This window comes from Cellulomonas sp. Leaf334 (assembly GCF_001424195.1).
Classification (GTDB): Bacteria; Actinomycetota; Actinomycetes; order Actinomycetales; family Cellulomonadaceae; genus Cellulomonas.
Genome location: NZ_LMOO01000001.1, coordinates 1144352 through 1165549 on the forward strand (window position 1 = coordinate 1144352; position 21198 = coordinate 1165549).

Here is a 21198-nt window from a genome sequence, read left to right on the forward strand (position 1 = left end):
TGTCATCCGCGGGGCTGGCGGTCCGCCCAGGTCTCCAGGCTCACGCGCGGGCCGGTGTAGAACGGCACCTCCTCGCGCACGTGCAGGCGGGCGTCGGTGGCGCGCAGGTCCCGCATCAGGTCGACGATCCGGTGCAGCTCCTGGGCCTCGAACGCGAGGATCCACTCGTAGTCGCCGAGCGCGAACGCCGAGACGGTGTTGGCACGCACGTCGGCGTACCCGCGGGCCGCCTGACCGTGCTCGACGAGCATCCGGCGACGGTCGTCCTCGGGCAGCACGTACCAGTCGTACGACCGCACGAACGGGTACACCGTCATGTAGTCGCCGGCCGGCTCCCCCGCGAGGAACGCCGGGACGTGCGAGCGGTTGAACTCCGCCGGCCGGTGCAGGCCCACCACGGACCACACGGGCAGCAGGTGCCGGCCGAGGTCGCTGGCGCGCAGCCGCTGGTACGCGCCCTGCACCTCCTCGATCGTCTCGGCGTGCCACCAGACCATGAGGTCCGCGTCGGCCCGCAGCCCCGCGACGTCGTACCAGCCACGGATGACCAGTCCGTCGTCCGCGACTGCCGCCTGGGCCGCGGCGATGAGCTCGGCGCGCTCGTCGTCGTCCTCGGGCAGCACCTCTTCGAGGGCGAACACGGTCCACATCGTGTACCGGACGGTGGCGTTGAGGGTCTCGGCGTCGTGCGTCATCGCGGGTGCTCCGTTGTCGGGAAGGTTCAGGACCAGGGGTCGGTCGAGCAGGCGGCGGGGATGCCGGTGGGCGACTCGGCGCGCATCTGGCAGCAGCCCGGCCGGCAGACGGATCGGAAAGGCGGCAGCTCGCCGACGGAGGCCTCCGGCACGGGGGTCTGCCCCGGCTCCATCACGGGCGCGCCGAGGCCGGCGTCGAGCGCCCGAGCCAGGGCCGCCCGCTCCAGCACCAGGTCGACGAGCCCGCGCACGAACGGCTCACGCGTCCCGACGGTGCCGGCGCGCACGGCCACGAGGCCGAGCTCCGACGCCGTCTCCAGCGCCTCCGTGTCGAGGTCGAACGCGACCTCCATGTGGTCGGAGATGAACCCGATCGGCGACAGGACCACCGCCTGCACCCCGTCAGCCGCCAGCGCGGTCAGGTGGTCGTTGACGTCCGGCTCCAGCCACGGCTGGCTGGGCGGGCCCGAGCGCGAGCAGTACGCGAGGTCCCACGTCACAGGCCTGCCGAGACGCTCCTCGACGGCCGCCGCGACCGTGGCAGCGACGTCGAGGTGCTGCGCGCTGTACGACGCACCGGAGACCATCGAGGCCTCCTCCATCGTGTCGGGGATCGAATGGGTGACGAAGACGAGCCGGGCGTCGCGGTCTATGGACTCGAACGCCTCCGTTACCGCGTCGACGTTCGCCTGCACGAAGCCCGGGTGGTTGAAGTACGACCGCACCTTGTCGACGGCCACCGGGTGCTCACCCTCGCCGAGCCCGACGGTAGCGCCGAGCTCGTCGAGCGACGCCCACAGGTTCTCCCGGTACTGCCGGCAGCCCGAGTACGACGAGTACGCGCTGGTCACCAGCGCGACCATCCGTCGAGCACCGTCCGAGTACGCAGCCGACAGGGCGTCCGTCGTGTACGGCTCCCAGTTGCGGTTCCCCCACACCACCGGCAGGTCGATGCCCCGACGCGCGAGCTCGTCGACGAGCGCCTTCTGCAGCGCCAGGTTCTGCCCGTTGATCGGGCTCGCGCCGCCGAAGTGGTGGTAGTGCTCCGCGACGACCGCGAGCCGCTCGTCGGGGATGTTCTTCCCGGCGGTCACGTTCCGCAGGAACGGCAGGACGTCATCAGGACCGTTCGGCCCTCCGAACGAGAAGAGCATCAGCGCGTCGTAGGGGGCGACGGGGCTCAGGTCGGTCGAGGACAGCGAGGTGCTCACGGCAGTGTCGGGGGCCACCGCACGATCATCGCACCGGGCACCCGACACGCTCGCGGCGAGCGGCCGGGGTGGGCCGTGAGATTGTCGAGACGCGGTGTCAGAAAGTCAGGTGGTGACGAGGGTCTGGATCTCGGCGACGGGGATCTCCGCGGTGTAGACGACGGTCTGCGGATCGTCCATCACGGTGTTCACCCCCGGTGTCGCGCTCGATGTCCAGGACGCCTGCCACCGCGAGGTCGCGGTCAACGTCACCGTCGGCAGGCTCTGCCCGTCCTTGACGTCCTGGTTCGCGGTCGACCGCATGAACACCACCGCACAGTTGGTGGTGGCACCCTCCACCCACGCGGTGCCCGGCGTCCCCTGACAGGTCACCGCATCGGCACCCTCGGCCTCGACCCGCAGCCGGTCGAACACCGACGTCACCGTCGCCGACAACCCCGGGATCTGCGCCGTGACCTCCACCTGCAGCACCGGGTTGTCCACCCACACCCACGTGTCCACCCCCACCAGGGTCGCCCCCGTACCGGCCAGGCGCGGGTTCCACTGCACCACCCCCGCCGGCAGGTCCGTCTCCTCATACGCCAGCTGCGCCAACGACTCCGCAGGGATCACCTGCCCGGCCGGTGCCGGCTCACCGTCCAGCACGAACACCACGTCATGCAACGCCCTGAACGCCCGATACCCCGCCTGATAGGCCTCCGCGCTGGGGAACCGGTCCAGCACACACGTCGGGTAGAACCAGTGCCCCGCCGGACCAGCCGCCTTCACCAGATAGTCCGGGAACGCCTCGAACTGGTCCTCCTCCGGCAACCGGCGCACCAACGAGCTGAACCGCCCACCAGCCGCCCACGCCTGCGCGTACTCCACGCCCGACAAGAACCCCCGATAGAAACACGCCGGAGGCACCACCACCGTGCGCCGACCCGAGGCCCCCGACTCCCCACCCCGGATACCCGTACCCGACAGCTCCACACTCACGCGCTCACCATCGGCAGCCGCGTGCACATCTCCGCTCGCGCTCGGTTCGTCACCGGCATCCCTGGTGTCCCCACAAACCACGGTCACGCACGGCGCCTCGCGCGACGCCGGCGATGTCGACTCCAGCAACGAAGCTGTGGGCATTGCGCTCGTCGGTGGTGCAGCAAGCCCTCCCAACGAGACGACGATCGCTACTACGACCACCCGACGACGGGCGGTCAGCACGGTTCGCCTGAGTTCTCGACGGTCACCACCTGCCAGGGCAGATCCGGCTCTTTGCGTAAGCCTGCGACGACCTTCAGGGCCGACGCGCCCGCTTCCCCTGCAGAGACGACGCTGCCGTCCTCATATGTCACCAGCGCGGCCGTCGGATCCTGGCACGTCGTGATGGTCGCGCTTGCCGCGTCAGCCACGACGTCAAGGATCCGCACCCCGGTCTGACCACTGATCTTCAGATTGCGGCTGGCGTTGCCGTCGACCTGGGTCTGGACGACTCCAACGACCGCAGGGTTGGCGACCGCAGGAATCAGGTCCGAGACCGCGCCTTCGGTCGTGGAGCGCCAGAACTCGACCTCGAACAGCGTGTACAGGTCCAGGGCGGCTCGGGCGTCCCCGGTGACGTCGGGCAGGTTCTCGAACTGGATCCCGAGCGCGGCGTCGGACCGGTCCATCGGCCCGGTCGCGGTGGGGGTCGGAGTCGGTGTCGGGGTAGGCGCCGCAGTCGACGCGGCGCTGGTGGGAGCGGTCGTCGGCGCGGGTGCCTCGCTCGTGCACCCGGCGAGCAGGAGCACGGCGGCGCAGCCGAGTGCGGCGGTCGTGCGGACGGTCGGTCGCATGCGGTGGGCCCCCTGCTGGTCCGGTTTGTCCGGTGACGGTAGCGAAGCAGCCCATCGTGCACGGGTCTGTCCACGAACGAACGCCGTTGTCCACAGGACTGGACCCCGGGCCGCGTCCCGCTCGCACGTGACCGTGTCTTTGTGTGGATAACTCCCCCGCGGCCGATTCTGACTCCGCTAAGGTCCACCCGGACGAATCGGACAGGAGGTGATCGGACCATGAGCTGGGAGCCTGCAGCGCCGGACCTGCGCGACAACGGTCACAAGATCCTGCTGGCCCGCGCCAGGGACCGTCTGGATGAGCTGCTCACAGAGACGCGGAGCTGGGACGGGAGCCCACTGCGACACGTCCGTGTGCAGGTCGCATCGTTCTGGTCCGGTCAGGCATGTCGCCCGTTCCTGGAGTCACTGAACGTCGCAGACTCGACGTGGCGGGCTGCAGTGCTGGAGCTGCACCTGGCCACCGAGGAGCAGGTCCGAGCCGAGGACGACCTGATCGACGTCGCCAACCGACCGCACGAGGCCTGGAAGACGGATGGCGCCCGACTTGCCCAGCACGCGCGGTGGGGCAGCCGCTGATGGCCGTGGTGTCGATGGACGCCCAGGCGATGCGCGATGCCGCCGCCCGGATGGATCGGTTCGTCGAGGACGCCCGCGAGGGATGGCCGAGGGCAAGAGGCGCGGCGAACTGGGCGATGCTGCCGACCTCACGCACCGACCTGGTCCTGGCGGAGCAGCTGGACGAAGTCGTCCGGCTGCGGCGCGAGCTGTGCACCCGGATCGACCTCATCGAGCTGGTCGACGAGGTGAGCCTAGGCCGGCCCTCCGGAGGCATGGTGACCATCGAGATGCCCGACGGCGACTCGATGTACCAGGTCCGACGTGCTATCGGATCACACCTGGCAAGGGCCGTCGGATCGCTGGACACCGGCTCGACCGCCGCGGTGCAGGAGCTCGTGACCCGACTGGCCGGCTACGCCGACGACGGTGTCGCCATGGCGGCGTTCTACGAGGAGCTCGGAGCACACGATCTCCTCGAGGTGATGAAGCGCGCGGCGCTCTCGCCGACCGACGGGACGCTGGCCGTGCTGGAGGACCTCAAGCGCGGCTTGCACGCCGCCGACGGCGAGTGGAACGACGAGCATCGGCGACGGTTCGCAGGGCTGCTCGTCGACGCGGCCACCGACCACGAGATCTCGCCGACCAGCGCGTCGCACTTCTCGTCGGCGCTGGCCTACCTGCTGCATGACTCGACGTACTCCTCGACGTTCTTGTCGACGACCGCCGAGTTCCTCGACACCGCCGAACGCTCCGCGCCGGTCTCGGACGGCCGCTGGACGGTCGACCCACTCGGAGTGGACGCCTGGGCACGCCTCTATCCCGCGGATGCGGCGATCGCGACCTGGGACCCGGTGACCTCGCTGATGACAGCCCTGGCGAACGACCCGGACCAGGCACTGGCGTTCTTCTCCGGCCCCGAACGCGACGCCAGGTTCGTCCACTACCTGCGGGACCGCCCTTGGCACGGCGACGACTTCGACGCCATCGCCGCAGCGGTGGACAGCGCCGCCACGACCTTCCACACCGTGGGCGACCCCCGTGCACGCGACGCGGCGTGGGTCGCATCGGCCACCGTCTGGTACTTCGGCGAGCGTCCGTACATCGGCGAGGCGGGGAAAGACTCGTTGGGGCACCTGCTCGCGCACCACGTAGCCAGCATCGAGCGCACTGCAAAGCTCGGCGAAGGAGCGCTAGGGACGTGGGCGCCGCTCGACGACATTGCTGCAACGTCTCCGCCCGCCAGCGCGAACTTCGAGAACGCGCGCCTGCGATCCGTGCTCGGCGCCGTTCTGACCCACGAGACAGCTCTCACCCACGTGCGCCGAGCCGTGAACGGCTACACCGGCGCACGCCTGGCCGACAGTGCTCGGGGGGTTGACGACCAGTACGCATCTGATGGCACTGGAGCGTTCCTCGATGCAACGAAGGACGTCGCAACGCTCAACGGGTATCTGCTGGGAGCGATGAACGCCGGCAAGGAAGCCCAGACGGGAGAACAGGTCGAGAGCGTGCGCGCGTTCGTCGGCTTCGCAAAGGACCTGGCCGGAATGTTGCCCCCTGGGGGTCAGGCGCTCACCTGGGTCGCGGGCAGCGTGCTCGACCACGCATCTGCGGGCGGCGACTCGACATGGCCCGACGCCGCAGCCCGCGTCAAGGACGAATCGGCGACCGCGGAGTTCATCCTGCAGCGCGAGATCCAGGTCGCCGTAGGGGTCTCGCTCATCGAAGCCGGCAAGCAACTGCCGCACGGTGACGGGATTGACCCCGCCGTCTACCCCTGGAACACCCATCGCCGATTCGACCGAGGCACTCTCAACCAGCCGGAGGTGATGGAGAGATTCGCCGAGTGGGCACCTAGCCAAGGGCTCCAGAACTTCGTTGAAACCGACATCGTCGTCAACCTAGGCACCGGCTACGATCGCGGGCACGGAGACATCAAGTGATGAGGGACTCACTAGCCGCCACGGCACTGGTTGGCGTCGCCCTGACTGTGGCTCTGACGTCCTGCACCACCCCGGACACGAGCCCTGTACCGACAACCGCCGAGCCGCCATGGGCGTGCGACGGTGTGCCGCGCACCTCGGTCGAGCTCCTCATGGGCGGGCCGATCGCGGTCGACCAGGGTGGCGGGTGGGAGGGCTCGACGATGGTGTGCACCATCCACGGCGCGCGCGGAGGCGGGAGCTCGATGACCGTGACCTGGGACAGCACGAGGGGCCGGAGCGGCGGGGATGAGATCGCTGCCGCAGTCGGCGGGCTCGAGGGCGCAGAGGAAGTCATCTCCCCCGCCCCAGGCAGCGGGTTCGTCAAAGAACGCGAGGACGGCGCCGTCGCGTGGTGGGTCTGCGAGAGCACCATGGTCATCGTGCGGCCAGGCCTGGTCGATGTCGACGGACGGAATCTTGTCGACGACACCCGCAACCTGCTGGTGTCCATCTTGCCGTGGGCATGCGACGGAGAACCGGTGCCGTCCGCCGACACATCACCGTAGGAACCCTTAGGCGCAGGCGGGGTCTGCCCATCCACGCGCGAGCGGGCTGCAGATTGGCCGGTGCGCTTACCCTTCGGGTCCTTTGCGTGTTTCGGCTCTGCGAGAGTTCCGATGCTCAGCCCTTGACCGCTCCCCCCAGTCCGGCGCCGCGCAGGAACATGCGTTGGAAGACGAGGAACAGGACGATCGGGATCAGGGTGGAGATGGCCAGGGCGGCCATGAGGACGCCCTTGTCGGTGGTCGCCTCGATGGACGGCAGCCGGACGGACAGGGGCTGCAGGTCGGGGTTGCGCAGGACCAGGAGCGGCCAGAGGAAGTCCTTCCAGGACGCGATGACGGCGAAGATCGAGACGACGCCGAGGATCGGCTTGCTCATGGGCAGCACGATCGACCAGAACAAGCGGTAGGGCCCGGCGCCGTCGACGCGGGCGGCCTCGAATACCTCGCGCGGGAGGTTGTCGAAGAACCGCTGGACGAGCACCACGTTGAACGCGCTGGCGCCGGCGGGGAGCCAGACGCCCCAGAACGAGTTGACCAGGGACGTGTGGAAGACCGGGGTGTCTAGGACGGTCAGGTAGAGCGGCACGAGGAGCACGACCGCGGGGACGAACAGCGTGGCCAGGACGGCTGCCTGCAGCGCGCGGGCGTAGCGAGGTCGCAGCACGGAGAGCAGGTAGCCGCCGGTCGTCGCGACGAGGATCTGGCTGAACCAGGCGCCGGCGGCGAGCACGATGGTGTTGACGAAGTACTTGCTGACCTGGACGTCGTTCCACGCCTCGCTGAGGTTCGACCAGGCGATGCCGTTGGGGAAGATCGCCATCGGGGTGCGCAGGATGTCCTGCGTGGGCGTGACGGCGAACTTGGCGAGCAGCAGGAGCGGGCCGACGCACCAGACGACGAGCAGGACCAGCAGCAGCCAGTGCGATGTGCCGAGGGACCACTTCACGGAGGGGCGGCGCCAGTCGGAGACGGAGACCGCGCTGCGGTCGTCACCGTCGTCGGACCGGGCCTTCCGGCGTACGCGGGTGACGGCATCGCGCGTTGCCGGGGCCTCGCTGGGAGCGGCGTCGAGCACGGTCGGCGGGCTGGCGGGCCCGAGGGGCGAGGTCGTCGTCACGAGGTGCTCCAACGGCGGGTCAGACGGAAGTACACGAGGGACATGACGGCGAGGAACACGGCGAGGAGCAGGCTGAGGGCCGTGGCTTCCCCGTAGTTGCCGCCGAGGCTGTTGCCGAACGCGTAGCGGTAGATGAGCAGCAGGATCGTGACGGTCGCGTTGGCCGGGCCGCCGCCGGTGAACAGGTAGGGCTCGAGGAAGACCTGCGCGGTCCCGATGACCTGCAGGATCAGCGTGATGAACAGGACCCCGCGCAGCTGGGGCACCAGGACGTGCCAGACCTTGCGCCGGACACCGGCGCCGTCGACCTCGGCCGCGTCGTACAGCTCGGGCGGGACCGCCGTGAGTGCGGCGAGGTAGATGATCACGGTGCCACCGGCCGCGGCCCACGTGGCTTCGAGGACGAGCGAGGGCATCGCCATCGTCATGCTCTGCAGCCACGGTTGGGGTGGGATGCCGACCCAGCCGAGGATCGTGTTGAACACGCCCTCGGGCCGGGGGTCGTAGAAGAACTTCCACAGCAGGACCGCCACGACGGGTGGCACGACGACCGGCAGGTAGGCGAGCGCCGAGTAGAGGCCCTTCGCCCGGCGGACCTCGCGCATAAGCACGGCGGCGACGAGCGGGATGGGGTAGCCGAACACGAGCGCGAGCAGCGCGAACCAGAGGGTGTTGCGCGTCGCGACGGGTAGCAGGGGGTCTGCGAAGACGTTCTGGAAGTTCTGCAGGCCCACCCACGACGTCGTGATGAGGTTCGTCTTCTGGAAGCTCATCACGACCGCGCGGACGATCGGCAGCCACGAGAACACGCCGAAGATCAGGAGCAGGGGCAGGGCGAACACGAGCGCGCTCAGCCCGCCCCCGCGCACCCAGGTGAGCGGGGTGCGGCGGTGTCTGCGCAGGACGACGTCGTCCGTGGTCATCTAGGGCCTTCCTCCGGGGGTGCGGACGGTCGAGCGACGGTGCCCGGCCGGGACGCTCCCCGGCCGGGCACCGCGGTTCCTACTGGTCGAGCAGCGCCTGACCCTGGGTGTTCGCGGTCTCGAGCAGGGCGTCGATGTCGGCGTTCTGGTCGGTGAGGACAGCCTGGACGATCGGGAAGAGCAGCGCGTAGGTGTCCTGGGTGGACGCGCTGATCTCACCGATGCTGGGCTGCGTGAACATCACGTCCGTGTAGCCCTTCATGTTGTCGAGCGGGACGTTGACGTAGTCCTTGACCCACTCCAGCGACGTCGCGTACTGCTCCTCGCTGAAGATCGGCAGCACCGGGGTGCCCACGGCCTGGCCGTTCTCGTTGCGGAGCTGGGCGTCGGCCACGGCCTGGTCCTGGTCGAGCATCTTGGACAGGTACCAGAAGTCGATCCACTTGACCGCTGCGTCCTTCTGCGCGTCGGTCGACTCCTGGGTCACCGCGGCGAGCGTCCCACCGGTCAGCGCACCGCCACCGTTCGACGACGGGATGGCCGTGAGGCCGTAGCCCCAGTCCTCGGTCATGCCGTTGTTCTCGACGAGCGCGTTGTAGACGTCCGAGCCGGACGTGTACATGGCGAGCTGGCCGCCGGCGAACGCCTCGTTGATCTCACCCCAGCCGAGGTCGGTGCGCGGCAGGATCGAGTTGTCCGTGAAGCGCAGGTCGTGCAGCCACTGCAGGTGGTCCTTGACGGCCGGGTCGTCCAGCGTGGCGACGTACTCGTCGCCGTCCTGCTCCTGGATGACGCCGCCGCGCGAGTTCGCCGCGGCGGCCAGCTGCCAGCCGCCGGCGTTGTCGAGCGCCATCGTCGCGTAGCCCGCGACCCCCGTGGCGTCGTGGATGGTCTTGGCGTACTCGCGGACCTCGTCCCACGTCGTCGGCGGCTGGTCGGGGTCGAGACCGGCCTGCTCGAACAGGTTCCGGTTGTAGTGCAGCGCGACGCCGTAGATGGACTTGGCGGGGATCGCGTACACCTTGCCGTCCGAGCCCGTCCCGGACTCGAGCAGGTTCTCGTTGAAGTCGTCGGCGAAGGACAGGGAGTCGAACTCCGCGGAGATGTCGGCCAGCTGGCCGTTCTCGATGAGCGTCTTGGCGTCGGTCAGCGGGATCTCGAACACATTCGGCAGCGTGCCTCCGGCCAGCTGCGCGGAGAACGTCGACGCGAGCCAGTTGTACTCCTCGGGCTCCACGTCGATGTCCGGGTTCGCCTCCTCGAACTCCGCGACGCGCGCGTTCAGCGCGTCGACGGCTTCCGTCTCGGCGCCGGGCTGGAGTCCGGCGACCGTGATGGTGACCTTGCCGTCGGACTCCTCGCCCGACGGCTCGTCGTCCGTGCTGCACGCGGCCAGCAGGCCGAGCGAGAGCACACCGGCCATGGCGAGCGCGGTGGTGCGTGAGGACCTCATCGTCACTCCTTCGTGAGGGAACGCGCCGGACGGGGTGCCAGGTCGCGATCGGGTGCTGCAGGTGGATGGTGCAGTCGGGATGGTGCAGTGGTTGGGTGCCAGTCAGGCGGGGGTGCGCAGCCACGCGGCGGTGTCGCGCGGCAGCAGGCCTGCCTCGAGCGGGGCGCTCGAGAGCAGGACGTCGGTGTGGGTGGGCAGGGTCGCGGGCTCGTCGCCCAGGTTGACGACGCACACGAGGTCGCCACGGGCGAACGCGAGCACGTCGTCGGAGCTGTCGATCCACGTCATCGGCCCGTCGCCCAGGGTGGGCTCGGCCCGACGGATCGCCAGGAGGTCGCGGTAGAGGCGCAGCGTGGAGTCCGGGTCGGCCTGCTGGGCGGTGACGGTCAGCTCCGCCCAGCCGGCCGGCTGCGGGAGCCACGACCCGCCCTTCCCGAACCCGTACGGCGCGGTCGTGCCGGACCAGGGCAGCGGCACCCGGCACCCGTCTCGACCGGGGTCGACGCCCTCGGACCGGAAGTGCATCGGGTCCTGCAGGAGGTCGAGCGGCAGGTCCTCGACCTCCGGCAGGCCGAGCTCGTCGCCCTGGTAGATGTACAGCGAGCCCGGCAGCGCCCCGGTGAGCAGGGCCGCAGCCCGCGCCCGTCGCAGGCCGAGGGCAAGGTCGGTCGGGGTGCCGAAGCGCTTGCTGGTGAACGCGAAGGACGTGTCCTCGCGGCCGTACCGGGTGACCGGGCGCGTGACGTCGTGGTTGGACAGCACCCAGGTGGCGGGTGCTCCGACGGGTCCGTGGGCGGCGAGCGTGATGTCGATGGACTCCCGCAGCTGCTTGGCGTCCCACGGCCGCGCCATGAAGTCGAAGTTGAACGCCGTGTGCATCTCGTCGGGACGCAGGTACTGCGCGAAGCGGGCCTTGTCCTGCAGCCAGACCTCGCCGACGAGGACGCGCGTGCCCTCGTAGGAGTCCGCGACGGCGCGCCAGCCGCGGTACACGTCGTGCAGCTCGTCGCGGTCGACGTGGGGGTGCTCCCCCGGTCCGGCGTGCGCCGGGACCTCCGGCAGCGTCGCGTCCTTGACCAGCAGCGCGGCCGAGTCGATCCGGATGCCGGCGACGCCACGGTCGAACCAGAACCGGAGCACGGACTCGAACTCGGCGACGACGTCCGGGTGCGACCAGTTGACGTCGGGCTGCTGCGGGGCGAACAGGTGCAGGTACCACTCCCCGGGGGTGCCGTCCGGGTTGGTGGTCCGCGTCCAGGTGCTGCCCTGGAAGTCCGACACCCAGCCGGTCGGGATCTGCTCGCCGTGCTCGCCCTTGCCGGGGTGGAACCAGAACCGGTCCCGCTCCGGGGAGCCGGGGCCGGCGGCGAGGGCCGCCTGGAACCACTCGTGCTGGTCCGAGACGTGGTTGGGGACCACGTCGATGATCGTCCGGATACCGACGTCGAGCGCCTCGGAGATGAGCAGCTCGGCCTCCTCGAGCGTGCCGAACGCCGGGTCGATGGCCCGGTAGTCCGCGACGTCGTACCCGCCGTCCGCGAGCGGGGAGACGTACCAGGGAGTCACCCAGATCGCGTCGACACCGAGGTCGCGCAGGTACGGCAGCCGTGAGCGCAGGCCCGCCAGGTCACCGGTCCCGTCGCCGTTCCCGTCCGCGAAGCTGCGCGGGTAGACCTGGTAGATCACCGCGCCGCGCCACCACTGCGGGTCGGTCCCGGGCTGCGCCTGCGTCACTCGCGTCTCGTCTCTCGTGGGCCACGTCGCCGGGGCCGGGTGTGCTCGCTGTCACGCGGCGACGCCCTGCAAGACGTCGGCGTCGCGATCCAGACGCTAAAGGAAGCGACTGGATCAACGCAAGAACCCGACAGAGTAGTTATCGAAGCGTGACCGTTCAGCGGCCTAGACACGACACAGGCCCCGCACCACCGTCATCGGTGGTGCGGGGCCTGGGAGGCGACGAGGATCAGCCGGCGGGCGTCGGCGCAGGGCCGGTGGAGCCGCGCACGACGAGCTCCGGCTCGAACAGCAGCTCGTCCTGGGGCACGACAGCGCCGTGGATCTGGCTGACCAGCAGGTCGATCGCCGCACGACCCATCGGCTCGATCGGCTGCCGGACCGTCGTCAGCGGTGGTTCGGTGCAGCTCATGAACGCGGAGTCGTCGTAGCCGACGACCGAGATGTCGTCCGGCACCCGCAGGCCGGCCCGCCGAGCCGCCCGGATCACTCCGAGCGCCAGGGGGTCGCTCGCGCACACGATGCCCGTGACACCCTCCTTCAGGAGCCGGTTCCCCGCGGCCTGCCCGCTCTCGAGCGAGTACGCGCTGCGGACCACCTGACGCTCCCCCAGCTCCAGCCCGAGGCGCTGCATGATGGCCTGCGCCGCGCGGAGCTTGCGCTCGGACGGGACGTGGTCGACCGGCCCGAGGACCAGGCCGATCGTGGTGTGGCCGAGCGAGGCCAGGTGTCCGATCGCCTGCTCGATGGCGACCTCGTCGTCGCAGGACACCCGCGGGAAGGGCAGCTCCTCGATCGAGGCGTTGATGAGCACGACCGGCAGGTTGCGCCCGGCGAGCCGCTCGTAGTGACCGTGCGTCGCGTCCCGCTGCGCGTAGTGGCCGCCCGCGAAGACGATGCCCGAGACCTGCTGCCCGAGCAGGAGCTCGACGTAGTCCGCCTCGGAGACGCCGCCGGCGGTCTGCGTGCACAGGACCGGGGTGAAGCCCTGCTGCGCCAGGGCGCCGCCGACGACCTCCGCGAACGCGGGGAAGATCGGGTTCTGGAGCTCGGGCAGCACGAGGCCGACCAGCCGGGCGCGTTCACCGCGCAGCTTGGTCGGCCGCTCGTAGCCGAGCACGTCGAGCGCCGTCAGCACCGCCTCGCGCGTCGACTCGGCGACGCCGGGCTTGCCGTTGAGCACCCGGCTCACGGTGGCCTCCGAGACACCGACCTTGCGTGCTACCTCTGCGAGTCGCCTGGACATGGGAGTCAGCGTACTGCTCAGCACTGCAAGTGGCTTGCAGGACGCTGCAAGCATTTTCACGCGGAGGCGTCACCCGTTCGCCGTACCCGGGCGGGCCCCGAGGTGCGGTCGTGCCCGCAGGCTTCTACCGTCGTAGCGCCCGCTGCCTCCGCACAGACAGGACTCCCGTGCCCCCGACCGAGTCCCGCACCCCGGAGCGCTCAGCCCTGGGCCGCCGGTACCAGCTGGAGCAGCAGCTCGGGCGGGGTGGGTCGGGCGAGGTCTTCCGGGCCACGGACGTCCGCCTGCAGCGTGCGGTCGCGCTCAAGCTCTTCTCGATCGGGGCCGCCACCCCGCAGGACATCCGGCGGTACGCGCACGAGGCCCGCGTCCTGTCCTCGCTCACGCACCCGAGCCTCGTCGCGCTGCTCGACGTCGGCGCCGACGTCCTGCCCGACGGTGGCCCGGTGGCGTTCCTCGTCATGGAGCTGGTCGACGGTCGGACGCTCCGCGACACGATCGCCGACGGTCCGCTCACCCCGTCGGTCACGGCCGACGTCGGCCGGCAGCTCGCGCTCGCGCTCGCCCACGCCCACGGTGCCGGCGTGGTGCACCGCGACGTCAAGCCGTCCAACGTCCTGGTCGCCGCCGACCGGTCCGCCAGCGGACGTCTGGACGCGCCGTGGATGCCCGTGGTGCTCGCCGACTTCGGCATCGCGGTGACGACGGCGAGCGCCCCGGAGGCGCCGCGCGGCACCTCGGGCACGGCCGGGTACCAGAGCCCGGAGCAGGCGCTCGGGCACCCCGCGGGTCCGGCGAGCGACGTCTACTCGCTCGGCCTGGTGCTGCTCGAGTGCCTGACGGGGGTGCGGGCCTACCCGGGGGACCCGCTGACGAGCTCGCTCGCACGGCTCCTCGAGCCCGTCGAGGTCCCCGCGAGGTTCGGCCGGGACTGGGGTCGGCTCCTGCTGGCGATGACCGCCGAGGATCCGTCCGCGCGTCCGGCCCCCGCCGTCGTCGCCGCGGAGCTGCGGGCGCTACGCGTCTGAGTCCGGGATCCCCGGCTGGGCTGCCCGCAGCTTGTCGGTGAGCGCCCGGAGCGTCGCCAGCTCCTGCGCGTCCAGCGCACCGCCGACGAGGCGCCGGATCGTCCGCACGTGCCGCCTGCCGATCTCCCGCTGCACCCGCCAGCCCTCCGCGGTCAGAGAGACCGCCACACCTCGCGCGTCCCCCTCGACCGTCCCGCGCCGCACCAGGCCGGCCACCTCGAGGCGCTCGACCATGCGGGACAGGCTCGGTTGCGTCAGCAGGCTGTTCTCGCCCAGGTCGCGCAGCCGCGCGGTCCCGTCCGGGCAGCCGGACAGGGTGAACAGGACGTCGTACTCGCGGATGCTCAGGTCACCCCACACGTCGTCGCGCTGGAAGCGCCGCATGAGCGCCACCTGCGCACGGAAGAGCGACTCCCACGCGTCCGCGGCCTCCCGCGTCCCGGGCAGCTCCCGCGCGCCGTCGGTCATGGACCCACACTCCCCTTGTTCATGCATACGTATCGACCATCGCTACAACCGGCTGGCCATCCCGGGTGTTCCAGGCCCGCGCTATCGAAAGTGTCGTGCGGCCGAGCCTGAAATGTTTCGGTCCCTCGCGGCGGCGACCTCCCACGACCACTGTGCGATCCGGCACCTGGCTCAACGAGGAGGAACCCCATGTCCGTCACCCGCCCCCCAGCACCATCCAGCCGCCGCGCTGCGCTGCGCACCACCGCGGTCGCGCTCGCCGCCACGATCGTCGTCGGCGCCGCCGCCGTCGCGATCCCCGCCCAGGCGGCGTCGTCGCTCAAGGACCTGGCGACGGCCGCCGGCAAGGACATCGGCTTCGCGCTGGACCCCAACCGACTGTCCGAGTCCGCCTACAAGTCCATCGCCGACAGCGAGTTCAACCTCGTCGTCGCGGAGAACGCGATGAAGTGGGACGCGACCGAGCCGTCGCAGAACTCGTTCAGCTACGGCCAGGGCGACCAGGTGGCCAACTACGCCGCCAGCACCGGCAAGGAGCTCTACGGCCACACGCTGGTGTGGCACTCGCAGATGCCGAGCTGGACCAACAGCCTGTCCGGGTCGGCCCTCGACTCGGCGATGAGGAACCACGTCACCAACGTCGCGACGCACTTCAAGGGCAAGGTCGCGTCGTGGGACGTGGTCAACGAGGCGTTCGGTGAGAACGGCGAGCGCCGCACCGACTCCGCGCTGCAGCAGAAGATCGGCGACGGGTACATCGAGACGGCGTTCCGGACGGCACGTGCCGCGGACCCGACCGCCAAGCTGTGCATCAACGACTACAACACCGACGCGATCAACTCCAAGAGCACCGCGATCTACAACCTGGTCCGGGACTTCAAGGCCCGCGGCGTGCCGATCGACTGCGTCGGCTTCCAGTCGCACCTGATCATCGGACAGGTCCCGTCGTCCATGCAGCAGAACCTGCAGCGCTTCGCCGACCTCGGCGTGGACGTGCGGATCACCGAGCTCGACATCCGGATGACGATGCCGTCCGACTCCTCCAAGCTGGCCACCCAGGCGGCCGACTACAAGAAGGTCTTCCAGATCTGCAACGCGGTCACCCGCTGCCAGGGCGTGACCATCTGGGGCATCACCGACAAGTACTCCTGGGTGCCCGGGGTGTTCTCCGGCCAGGGCGCGGCGCTCGTCTGGGACGACAACTACAACAAGAAGCCGGCGTACGACGCGATCGCGTCCGCGTTCGGCGGCATCACGCCGACGACCCCGCCGGTGACGACCCCGCCGGTCACCACGCCCCCGGTCACGACACCCCCGGTGACCACGCCCCCCGTCACCACGCCCCCGCCGTCGGCCGGCTGCCAGGTGTCCTACGGCGTCAACCAGTGGAACACCGGCTTCACCGCGAACGTCACCGTGAAGAACACGTCGTCGAGCGCCCTCAACGGCTGGACGCTCACGTTCAGCTTCCCGTCGGGCCAGTCGGTCACCCAGGCGTGGAGCTCGGTCACCACGCAGTCCGGCTCCGCCGTCACCGTGAAGAACGCGGCCTGGAACGGCTCGATCCCGGCAGGCGGCAGCACGCAGTTCGGCTTCAACGGCTCGCACAGCGGCACCAACACCGCGCCGAGCTCGTTCAGCCTCAACGGCACGGTCTGCTCGGTCGCCTGACACGCACCCGGCCCGGGACCCGCACGGGGTCCCGGGCCGGGTTGCGTCACCTGCGGATACGCTGGCGCGATGACGACCGAGGCGGCACCGCGCACCACGTACCTCCTGGTCGACGGGGAGAACATCGACGCGACCCTCGGCTCGTCCATCCTCGGCGGCCGCCCCACCCCGGAGCAGCGCCCACGCTGGGAACGCGTGCTCACGTTCGCGCAGCAGACCTGGAACCAGCCCGTCAAGGCGCTGTTCTTCCTCAACGCCTCCAGCGGCACGCTGCCGATGTCGTTCGTGCAGGCGCTGCTGGCCATCGGCTTCCAGCCGATCCCGCTGTCGGGCGAGTCGTACGAGAAGGTCGTCGACATCGGCATCAAGCGCACGCTCGACGCGATCGCGGGCCGCGGAGGCGACGTCCTGCTCGCCAGCCACGACGGCGACTTCGCGCCGGAGCTCGAGACGCTCGTCGACGACGAGGACCGGCGCGTCGGCCTCCTGGCGTTCCGCGAGTTCACGAGCACCCAGCTGTCGGCCCTCGTCGCGAAGGGGCTGGAGACGTTCGACCTCGAGGGCGACGTCGCGGCGTTCAACGTGCAGCTGCCTCGCCTGCGGATCATCCCGCTCGACGAGTTCGACCCGTTGCGCTACCTCTGAGGCCCTGCCGCAGGACGCAGGTCACGGCGGGATAACGATGTATCTGCTACCGGTGCGGTTTTACCTAGTACCGCGTGGCTCAGATGCTTCGTGCGCTGGTAGACAGTGCGCTGGTCCCGCCCGAGAAGGCTGCTGACCTGCTCCGTCAACGGCGACGGTGCAGGTCAGCAGCCTCTCGGGTGTGCCACTCACCAGCCGCACTGCCCGGACGCTCACCCGTCCGGACCAGTCACCACGACGAGGTGGTCATGAAGCGTCACATCCTGGCGGGGCTCGTCCTCGCGCTCCTGACGACGGCGATCGTCCTGTTCTCCGGACCCGAGCTGCAAGGGGTCGCCCTGCTCGGCGCCGCGCTCGGCGGCGCCCTGGGCCTCGTGCCCGACCGGTCGCCCGCGCAGCGTGCCGCCGGCTTCGCGGTCGGCTTCGTCGCCGCGTGGCTCGGGTACGCCCTCCGCGCCGCGGTCCTGCCCGACGCCGCCGCCGGCCGCGCCATTGCGGTGCTCGTCGTCGTGCTGGTCTGCCTCGCCGTCGCCGGCCTCACGCGCGGCCGGCTCCCGCTGTGGTCCGCGCTGCTCGGTGCCGCCGCCATGGCCGGCGCCTACGAGGCCACGTACGCCGCCGACCCGTCCGCGTTCCTCACCTCGTCGGCCACCACCGCGACGTCGATCCTGCTCGCCGCCGGAGCCGGGTTCCTGGCCACGTCGGTGCTCGGCGTCGTCGTGATGCAGGACCGCGAGGAGGAGCGGGCCGCCGAGTCACCCCTCTTCGCGCCGGTCGACCCGCCCGTCGGCGAGTACGAGGGCGCCGACAACCACGCCCCCGCCCGCCCGTACGCCGCCCCGCGGCGCGGCCTGCCCGCCACCCGTCCCCTCGACCCCCAGCCGGAGGCCTGACGTGCGACGCACGACCACCACCGCGGTAGCGGCCGTCATCCTCGTCCCCCTCGTCGTCGCCGCCGGGGGCTCCCCCGCGCTCGCCGCCGACTCGGGTGACGTCACCGTCTCCAACACCGAGACCGTCCAGGCCCGCCTGTCCGCCACCGGGTCGTTCCAGGGGGCCCGCGTGTACGAGCAGCTCGCCCTGACCGGCCACGGCACCGCGACCATCGCGAACCCCGTCTCCACCGAGGGACTGCGCAACCTCGACGGCTTCGGCGGCTACAAGGTCGTCGACGGCAAGCTGGTCAGCACCCTCTCCGTCGACGGCGAGCGGCGCGAACGCTCCCTGAGCGACTACGACAAGGACCTCCCGCTCACCGTCGAGGTCACCTACACGTTCGACGGGGAGACGGTGCAGCCCGGCGCGGTCGTCGGCAAGGCCGGCACCCTCGGCGTGCATTACAAGGTCACCAACGTCACCGGCAAGACCCAGGACGTCACCTACGACGACGGCACCGGCACGATGGCCACTGCCTCCGCCGAGACCGTGATCCCGATGATCGGCCAGCTGGTCACCGTCCTGCCCTCCACGTTCACCGACGTGCAGTCCGACGAGGCCGGCATGGCCGGCGACGGCCGCGGCGGCACGCGCATGCAGTTCCAGATGACCCTGTTCCCGCCCATCGGGTCCGCGACCGCCGAGTTCGGCTACACCGCCGAGGTCAGCCACGCGGTCATCCCGAAGGCCACCCTGACGTCCATGCCCGTCTCGCCCCTCGAGTACCCCTCGTTCAAGGGCGGCGCCGCCAGCTACCAGGCCGGCGCGCAGAAGGGCGTGGACCTCACAGCCGGTGCGACGAAGATCGACGAGTCAGTCCTCCAGCTCCACGACGGCGCGGCGCAGCTCCTCGCGGGGCTGCTCCAGCTCCGCGACGGCGCGGCGACGCTCTCCGACGGACTCAACGACTCGGCTGCGCCCGGGGCGGCACAGCTCGCAGCCGGCCTGAACGACAAGGCTGCGCCCGGTGCCGAGAAGCTGGCTGCGGGCCTCAACGACAAGCTCGCCCCTGGCGCCCAGCAGCTCGCAGCCGGCCTGACCAAGGATGCGGCGCCCGGAGCAGCCGCCCTCGCCCTGGGTGCGAGCCAGCTCGACACGGGTCTGGCCGACGCCGTCAAGAAGGCACCCGCGCTGATCACCGGACTGACGGACGTCGACGCCGGGCTCACCACCGTCGAAGCAGGCCTCACCACGATGTACGGCGGACTCACCGACATGTCGAACAGTGCGCCGGCACTCACCACGGGCATCGCCACGCTGAAGGCCAGGATCGGCAGCATCACGACAACGGGAACGCTCCTCGGAACCCTTGAGCAGCTCCGGGTGGGCGCCGCGACCGCTGCAGCCGGATCCACCCAGCTCTCGCTGAACGCCACCGGCCTGGGCACCTCGCTCGACGCGAGCGTGACTGAGCTCGACAAGCTCAAGGCGTCCGTCGATCCTGACCCCGCCGCACAGCTGGCCTACGCCACCGAGCTGGCAACCCTGAGCGCCAAGATCGACAAGCTGGCAGAGATCAGCGCGGGCAACGCGACGCTCGCGGACAACTTGGGAGTCGTGGCAGGCGGCCTGGCCCAGGTCGAGTGCGGAGTGAGCGGCGCCCGAGCGGGTTGCCCGAAGGACAGTTCGGGCAATGTCGTGCCGGGCGTGCTCGAGGGAGTGGGAAGCATCGAGGCCGGGGTCGGGTTGCTCCTAGGCGGGATCAACCAGGTCAGGGCCGGCATGGGAGACGCCGACGACACCAAGGCCGACCTGACGGCGCGCGGTGGCATCCACTCCCTGCAGGCCGGCGTCAAGGAGCTGCGCGCTGGTGGCGGGGCGCTCGGCTCCGGCCTCGGACAGCTCAGCGCCGGTGCGACGAGGCTGAACGCCGGTGCTGGGTCGCTGTCCACGGGTCTGACCACGGCCGCGACCGGCTCTGCGGCTCTTGCCGCCGGTCTGCAGGACGCGGCGGCAGGTTCGACCACGCTGTCCGACGGCATCGAGACGGCAGCCGAGGGCTCCGACGAGCTCGCCGACGGCATCGAGGCCGCCGCCGACGGCTCCACGCAGCTCTCCGAGGGCCTCGTCACCGCCTCGGAGGGTGCGCCCAAGCTCGTCGACGGGACGCAGCAGCTGTCCGACGAGGGCACGTCGCAGGTGGTCGTCAGCGGGCAGGGCACCGCGGAGGACTTCGGCGTGAAGTACGCGGTGCTGAGCGCCGGTGCCGAGCGGGCGCAGACCGAGGGCATGGCGTACGGCGCGCCGGAGGGTGCGACGGGAGCCACGGCCTACTCGATCGAGATCGCCGGGGTCGACGGCACCGGGGCCAGCTCGGTGGGACGCCTCATCCTGGCGATCGTCCTGTTCGCCGGAGGGATCGGCCTGGCGACGCTCGCGCGGCGACGCTTCGTCTGACCGGACACCGAAGGCGTGTGACCCGTCCGCGGGTCGCACGCCTTCGGGCTGTCAGGAGCCGAAGCCGGCGGCGAGCGCCTCGTCGATCGCTTCCTCGACGTGCGCCTTGTGCTCGGACGCGAACAGCCCCACCCCGTGCGCGCTCCCGCTGAGCTCCATGAACGTGCTCGGGTCGTCGGGGCGGGAGACGTCCCGGGAGGAGTCGATGCCGACGCTCGCGTCGTCGGTCGTGGCGATGACGAGCAGCGGACCCGTGTAGGTGCTCGCCTCCGAGTTCGCGTCCTGGCCGTCGAAGACCGCGGGCGGCCCGAGCGCGACCACCGAGACCGCGTCGACGTCGTCCGCGAACGCCGCCGCGTACGCGCCGCCCTTGGAGGCGCCGACGAGGGCGACGTCCGTGGCGCCGAGGCCGCGCAGGACGTCGACCGCACCGATGAACGATGACGCACCGTCGGCGGCCCAGCCGAACGAGGCGACGAGGTACCCCTCCCCCGCCAGCCGTGCGAGCTCCGCTGCCCACTGGCACGCGTCGCCCTGGTTCTGCGGGGCGAGGAGCACGCCCTTGGTCCCGGACCCGGTGAACGACACAAGCGTCGGGTCGTCCTGCGGGCCGGTCGTGACCGTGGCGGTGCCTTCGGGCAGGCAGGTCGGGGTGTCGGCGGGGACGAGCGAGGCGGAGATGCCGGCGGGTGCCGCCTCCGAGGAGGTCGGCTCCGGGGTGTCGTCCGTTCCCCCGGAGGACGTGCACGCGGCGAGGGAGAGGACGGCGAGGGCGGGGAGCAGGAGACGCACGGCGCTGGGCATCCCC

The 21198-nt window shown here is 70.7% G+C and carries 19 protein-coding genes; 8 read left to right on the forward strand and 11 right to left on the reverse strand.

Features of this window, described 5'->3' with window-relative positions:
- Nucleotides 1-2 precede the first annotated feature (2 nt).
- The 4 genes from hemQ to ASF78_RS05055 form a co-directional block, all read right to left on the reverse strand.
- The gene (hemQ, locus tag ASF78_RS05040) at nt 3-695 is read right to left on the reverse strand and encodes a hydrogen peroxide-dependent heme synthase (protein ID WP_056585394.1); all 693 of its coding nucleotides are present in this window, start codon (nt 693-695) and stop codon (nt 3-5) included.
- Nucleotides 696-721: 26 nt separating this feature from the next.
- The gene (locus ASF78_RS05045; protein ID WP_156374114.1) at nt 722-1849 is read right to left on the reverse strand and encodes a ferrochelatase; all 1128 of its coding nucleotides are present in this window, start codon (nt 1847-1849) and stop codon (nt 722-724) included.
- A gap of 162 nt (nt 1850-2011) precedes the next feature.
- Nucleotides 2012-2773, reverse strand: a complete 762-nt coding sequence (locus ASF78_RS05050) for a hypothetical protein (protein WP_235518520.1) — start codon at nt 2771-2773, stop codon at nt 2012-2014.
- A 329-nt stretch (nt 2774-3102) separates the two neighbouring features.
- The gene (locus ASF78_RS05055; protein ID WP_156374042.1) at nt 3103-3555 is read right to left on the reverse strand and encodes a hypothetical protein; all 453 of its coding nucleotides are present in this window, start codon (nt 3553-3555) and stop codon (nt 3103-3105) included.
- Nucleotides 3556-3939: 384 nt separating this feature from the next.
- On the opposite strand from ASF78_RS05055, the gene ASF78_RS05060 reads away from it, so the two are divergent.
- From ASF78_RS05060 to ASF78_RS05070, 3 genes are all read left to right on the forward strand, one after another.
- Nucleotides 3940-4299 (forward strand): hypothetical protein, encoded by a 360-nt coding sequence (locus ASF78_RS05060; RefSeq protein ID WP_056585402.1) that lies wholly within the window; start codon nt 3940-3942, stop codon nt 4297-4299.
- Nucleotides 4284-6224 (forward strand): DUF6571 family protein, encoded by a 1941-nt coding sequence (locus ASF78_RS05065; protein ID WP_056585404.1) that lies wholly within the window; start codon nt 4284-4286, stop codon nt 6222-6224. The genes ASF78_RS05060 and ASF78_RS05065 overlap by 16 nt, the downstream gene beginning before the upstream one ends.
- A 152-nt stretch (nt 6225-6376) precedes the next feature.
- Nucleotides 6377-6772 (forward strand): hypothetical protein, encoded by a 396-nt coding sequence (locus ASF78_RS05070; RefSeq protein ID WP_156374043.1) that lies wholly within the window; start codon nt 6377-6379, stop codon nt 6770-6772.
- A 115-nt stretch (nt 6773-6887) separates the two neighbouring features.
- Here the strand turns inward: ASF78_RS05070 and ASF78_RS05075 are convergent, their stop codons facing one another.
- The 5 genes from ASF78_RS05075 to ASF78_RS05095 form a co-directional block, all read right to left on the reverse strand.
- Complete coding sequence (locus tag ASF78_RS05075; RefSeq protein ID WP_056585408.1) at nt 6888-7889, reverse strand: carbohydrate ABC transporter permease; 1002 nt, start codon at nt 7887-7889, stop codon at nt 6888-6890.
- Nucleotides 7886-8812 (reverse strand): carbohydrate ABC transporter permease, encoded by a 927-nt coding sequence (locus ASF78_RS05080; protein WP_200940515.1) that lies wholly within the window; start codon nt 8810-8812, stop codon nt 7886-7888. The genes ASF78_RS05075 and ASF78_RS05080 overlap by 4 nt, the downstream gene beginning before the upstream one ends.
- Nucleotides 8813-8891: 79 nt before the next feature.
- Nucleotides 8892-10265, reverse strand: coding sequence for an ABC transporter substrate-binding protein (locus tag ASF78_RS05085; RefSeq protein ID WP_056585411.1), 1374 nt, complete (start codon nt 10263-10265; stop codon nt 8892-8894).
- A 102-nt stretch (nt 10266-10367) separates the two neighbouring features.
- Complete coding sequence (locus ASF78_RS05090) at nt 10368-11999, reverse strand: glycoside hydrolase family 13 protein (protein WP_056585413.1); 1632 nt, start codon at nt 11997-11999, stop codon at nt 10368-10370.
- Between the two features lie 229 nt (nt 12000-12228).
- Nucleotides 12229-13245, reverse strand: coding sequence for a LacI family DNA-binding transcriptional regulator (locus ASF78_RS05095; protein WP_056585415.1), 1017 nt, complete (start codon nt 13243-13245; stop codon nt 12229-12231).
- A 167-nt stretch (nt 13246-13412) separates the two neighbouring features.
- Here ASF78_RS05095 and ASF78_RS05100 point away from each other — a divergent pair, with 167 nt between their 5' ends.
- The gene (locus ASF78_RS05100) at nt 13413-14273 is read left to right on the forward strand and encodes a serine/threonine-protein kinase (RefSeq protein ID WP_056585417.1); all 861 of its coding nucleotides are present in this window, start codon (nt 13413-13415) and stop codon (nt 14271-14273) included.
- On the opposite strand, the gene ASF78_RS05105 is transcribed toward ASF78_RS05100, so the two are convergent.
- Nucleotides 14262-14741 carry a MarR family winged helix-turn-helix transcriptional regulator gene (locus tag ASF78_RS05105; protein WP_056585419.1) on the reverse strand — a complete coding sequence of 160 codons (480 nt, stop codon included), beginning with the start codon at nt 14739-14741 and terminating at the stop codon, nt 14262-14264. The genes ASF78_RS05100 and ASF78_RS05105 overlap by 12 nt on opposite strands.
- Nucleotides 14742-14930: 189 nt before the next feature.
- Between ASF78_RS05105 and ASF78_RS05110 the strand changes: the two genes are divergently transcribed.
- From ASF78_RS05110 to ASF78_RS05125, 4 genes are all read left to right on the forward strand, one after another.
- The gene (locus tag ASF78_RS05110) at nt 14931-16412 is read left to right on the forward strand and encodes an endo-1,4-beta-xylanase (RefSeq protein ID WP_056585421.1); all 1482 of its coding nucleotides are present in this window, start codon (nt 14931-14933) and stop codon (nt 16410-16412) included.
- 69 nt (nt 16413-16481) lie between these two features.
- Nucleotides 16482-17057, forward strand: a complete 576-nt coding sequence (locus tag ASF78_RS05115) for an NYN domain-containing protein (RefSeq protein WP_056585423.1) — start codon at nt 16482-16484, stop codon at nt 17055-17057.
- Nucleotides 17058-17305: 248 nt separating this feature from the next.
- Nucleotides 17306-17950: a hypothetical protein gene (locus ASF78_RS05120; protein WP_056588187.1), complete on the forward strand. Its 645-nt coding sequence runs from the start codon at nt 17306-17308 to the stop codon at nt 17948-17950.
- A gap of 1 nt (nt 17951) precedes the next feature.
- The gene (locus tag ASF78_RS05125; protein WP_056585425.1) at nt 17952-20390 is read left to right on the forward strand and encodes a hypothetical protein; all 2439 of its coding nucleotides are present in this window, start codon (nt 17952-17954) and stop codon (nt 20388-20390) included.
- Between the two features lie 51 nt (nt 20391-20441).
- On the opposite strand, the gene ASF78_RS05130 is transcribed toward ASF78_RS05125, so the two are convergent.
- Nucleotides 20442-21194: a hypothetical protein gene (locus ASF78_RS05130; protein ID WP_056585427.1), complete on the reverse strand. Its 753-nt coding sequence runs from the start codon at nt 21192-21194 to the stop codon at nt 20442-20444.
- Between the last annotated feature and the right edge of the window lie 4 nt (nt 21195-21198).

What these genes read in the sequence shown, in the direction of transcription:
- hemQ (WP_056585394.1), bottom strand. Translation starts at nt 695, where the DNA reads ATGACGCACGACGCCGAGACCCTCAACGCCACCGTCCGGTACACGATG.
- ASF78_RS05115 (WP_056585423.1), top strand. Translation starts at nt 16,482, where the DNA reads ATGACGACCGAGGCGGCACCGCGCACCACGTACCTCCTGGTCGACGGG.
- ASF78_RS05130 (WP_056585427.1), bottom strand. Translation starts at nt 21,194, where the DNA reads ATGCCCAGCGCCGTGCGTCTCCTGCTCCCCGCCCTCGCCGTCCTCTCC.
- ASF78_RS05110 (WP_056585421.1), top strand. Translation starts at nt 14,931, where the DNA reads ATGTCCGTCACCCGCCCCCCAGCACCATCCAGCCGCCGCGCTGCGCTG.
- ASF78_RS05045 (WP_156374114.1), bottom strand. Translation starts at nt 1,849, where the DNA reads ATGCTCTTCTCGTTCGGAGGGCCGAACGGTCCTGATGACGTCCTGCCG.
- ASF78_RS05055 (WP_156374042.1), bottom strand. Translation starts at nt 3,555, where the DNA reads ATGGACCGGTCCGACGCCGCGCTCGGGATCCAGTTCGAGAACCTGCCC.
- ASF78_RS05120 (WP_056588187.1), top strand. Translation starts at nt 17,306, where the DNA reads ATGAAGCGTCACATCCTGGCGGGGCTCGTCCTCGCGCTCCTGACGACG.
- ASF78_RS05095 (WP_056585415.1), bottom strand. Translation starts at nt 13,245, where the DNA reads ATGTCCAGGCGACTCGCAGAGGTAGCACGCAAGGTCGGTGTCTCGGAG.
- ASF78_RS05070 (WP_156374043.1), top strand. Translation starts at nt 6,377, where the DNA reads ATGGGCGGGCCGATCGCGGTCGACCAGGGTGGCGGGTGGGAGGGCTCG.
- ASF78_RS05060 (WP_056585402.1), top strand. Translation starts at nt 3,940, where the DNA reads ATGAGCTGGGAGCCTGCAGCGCCGGACCTGCGCGACAACGGTCACAAG.
- ASF78_RS05105 (WP_056585419.1), bottom strand. Translation starts at nt 14,741, where the DNA reads ATGACCGACGGCGCGCGGGAGCTGCCCGGGACGCGGGAGGCCGCGGAC.
- ASF78_RS05085 (WP_056585411.1), bottom strand. Translation starts at nt 10,265, where the DNA reads ATGAGGTCCTCACGCACCACCGCGCTCGCCATGGCCGGTGTGCTCTCG.
- ASF78_RS05080 (WP_200940515.1), bottom strand. Translation starts at nt 8,812, where the DNA reads ATGACCACGGACGACGTCGTCCTGCGCAGACACCGCCGCACCCCGCTC.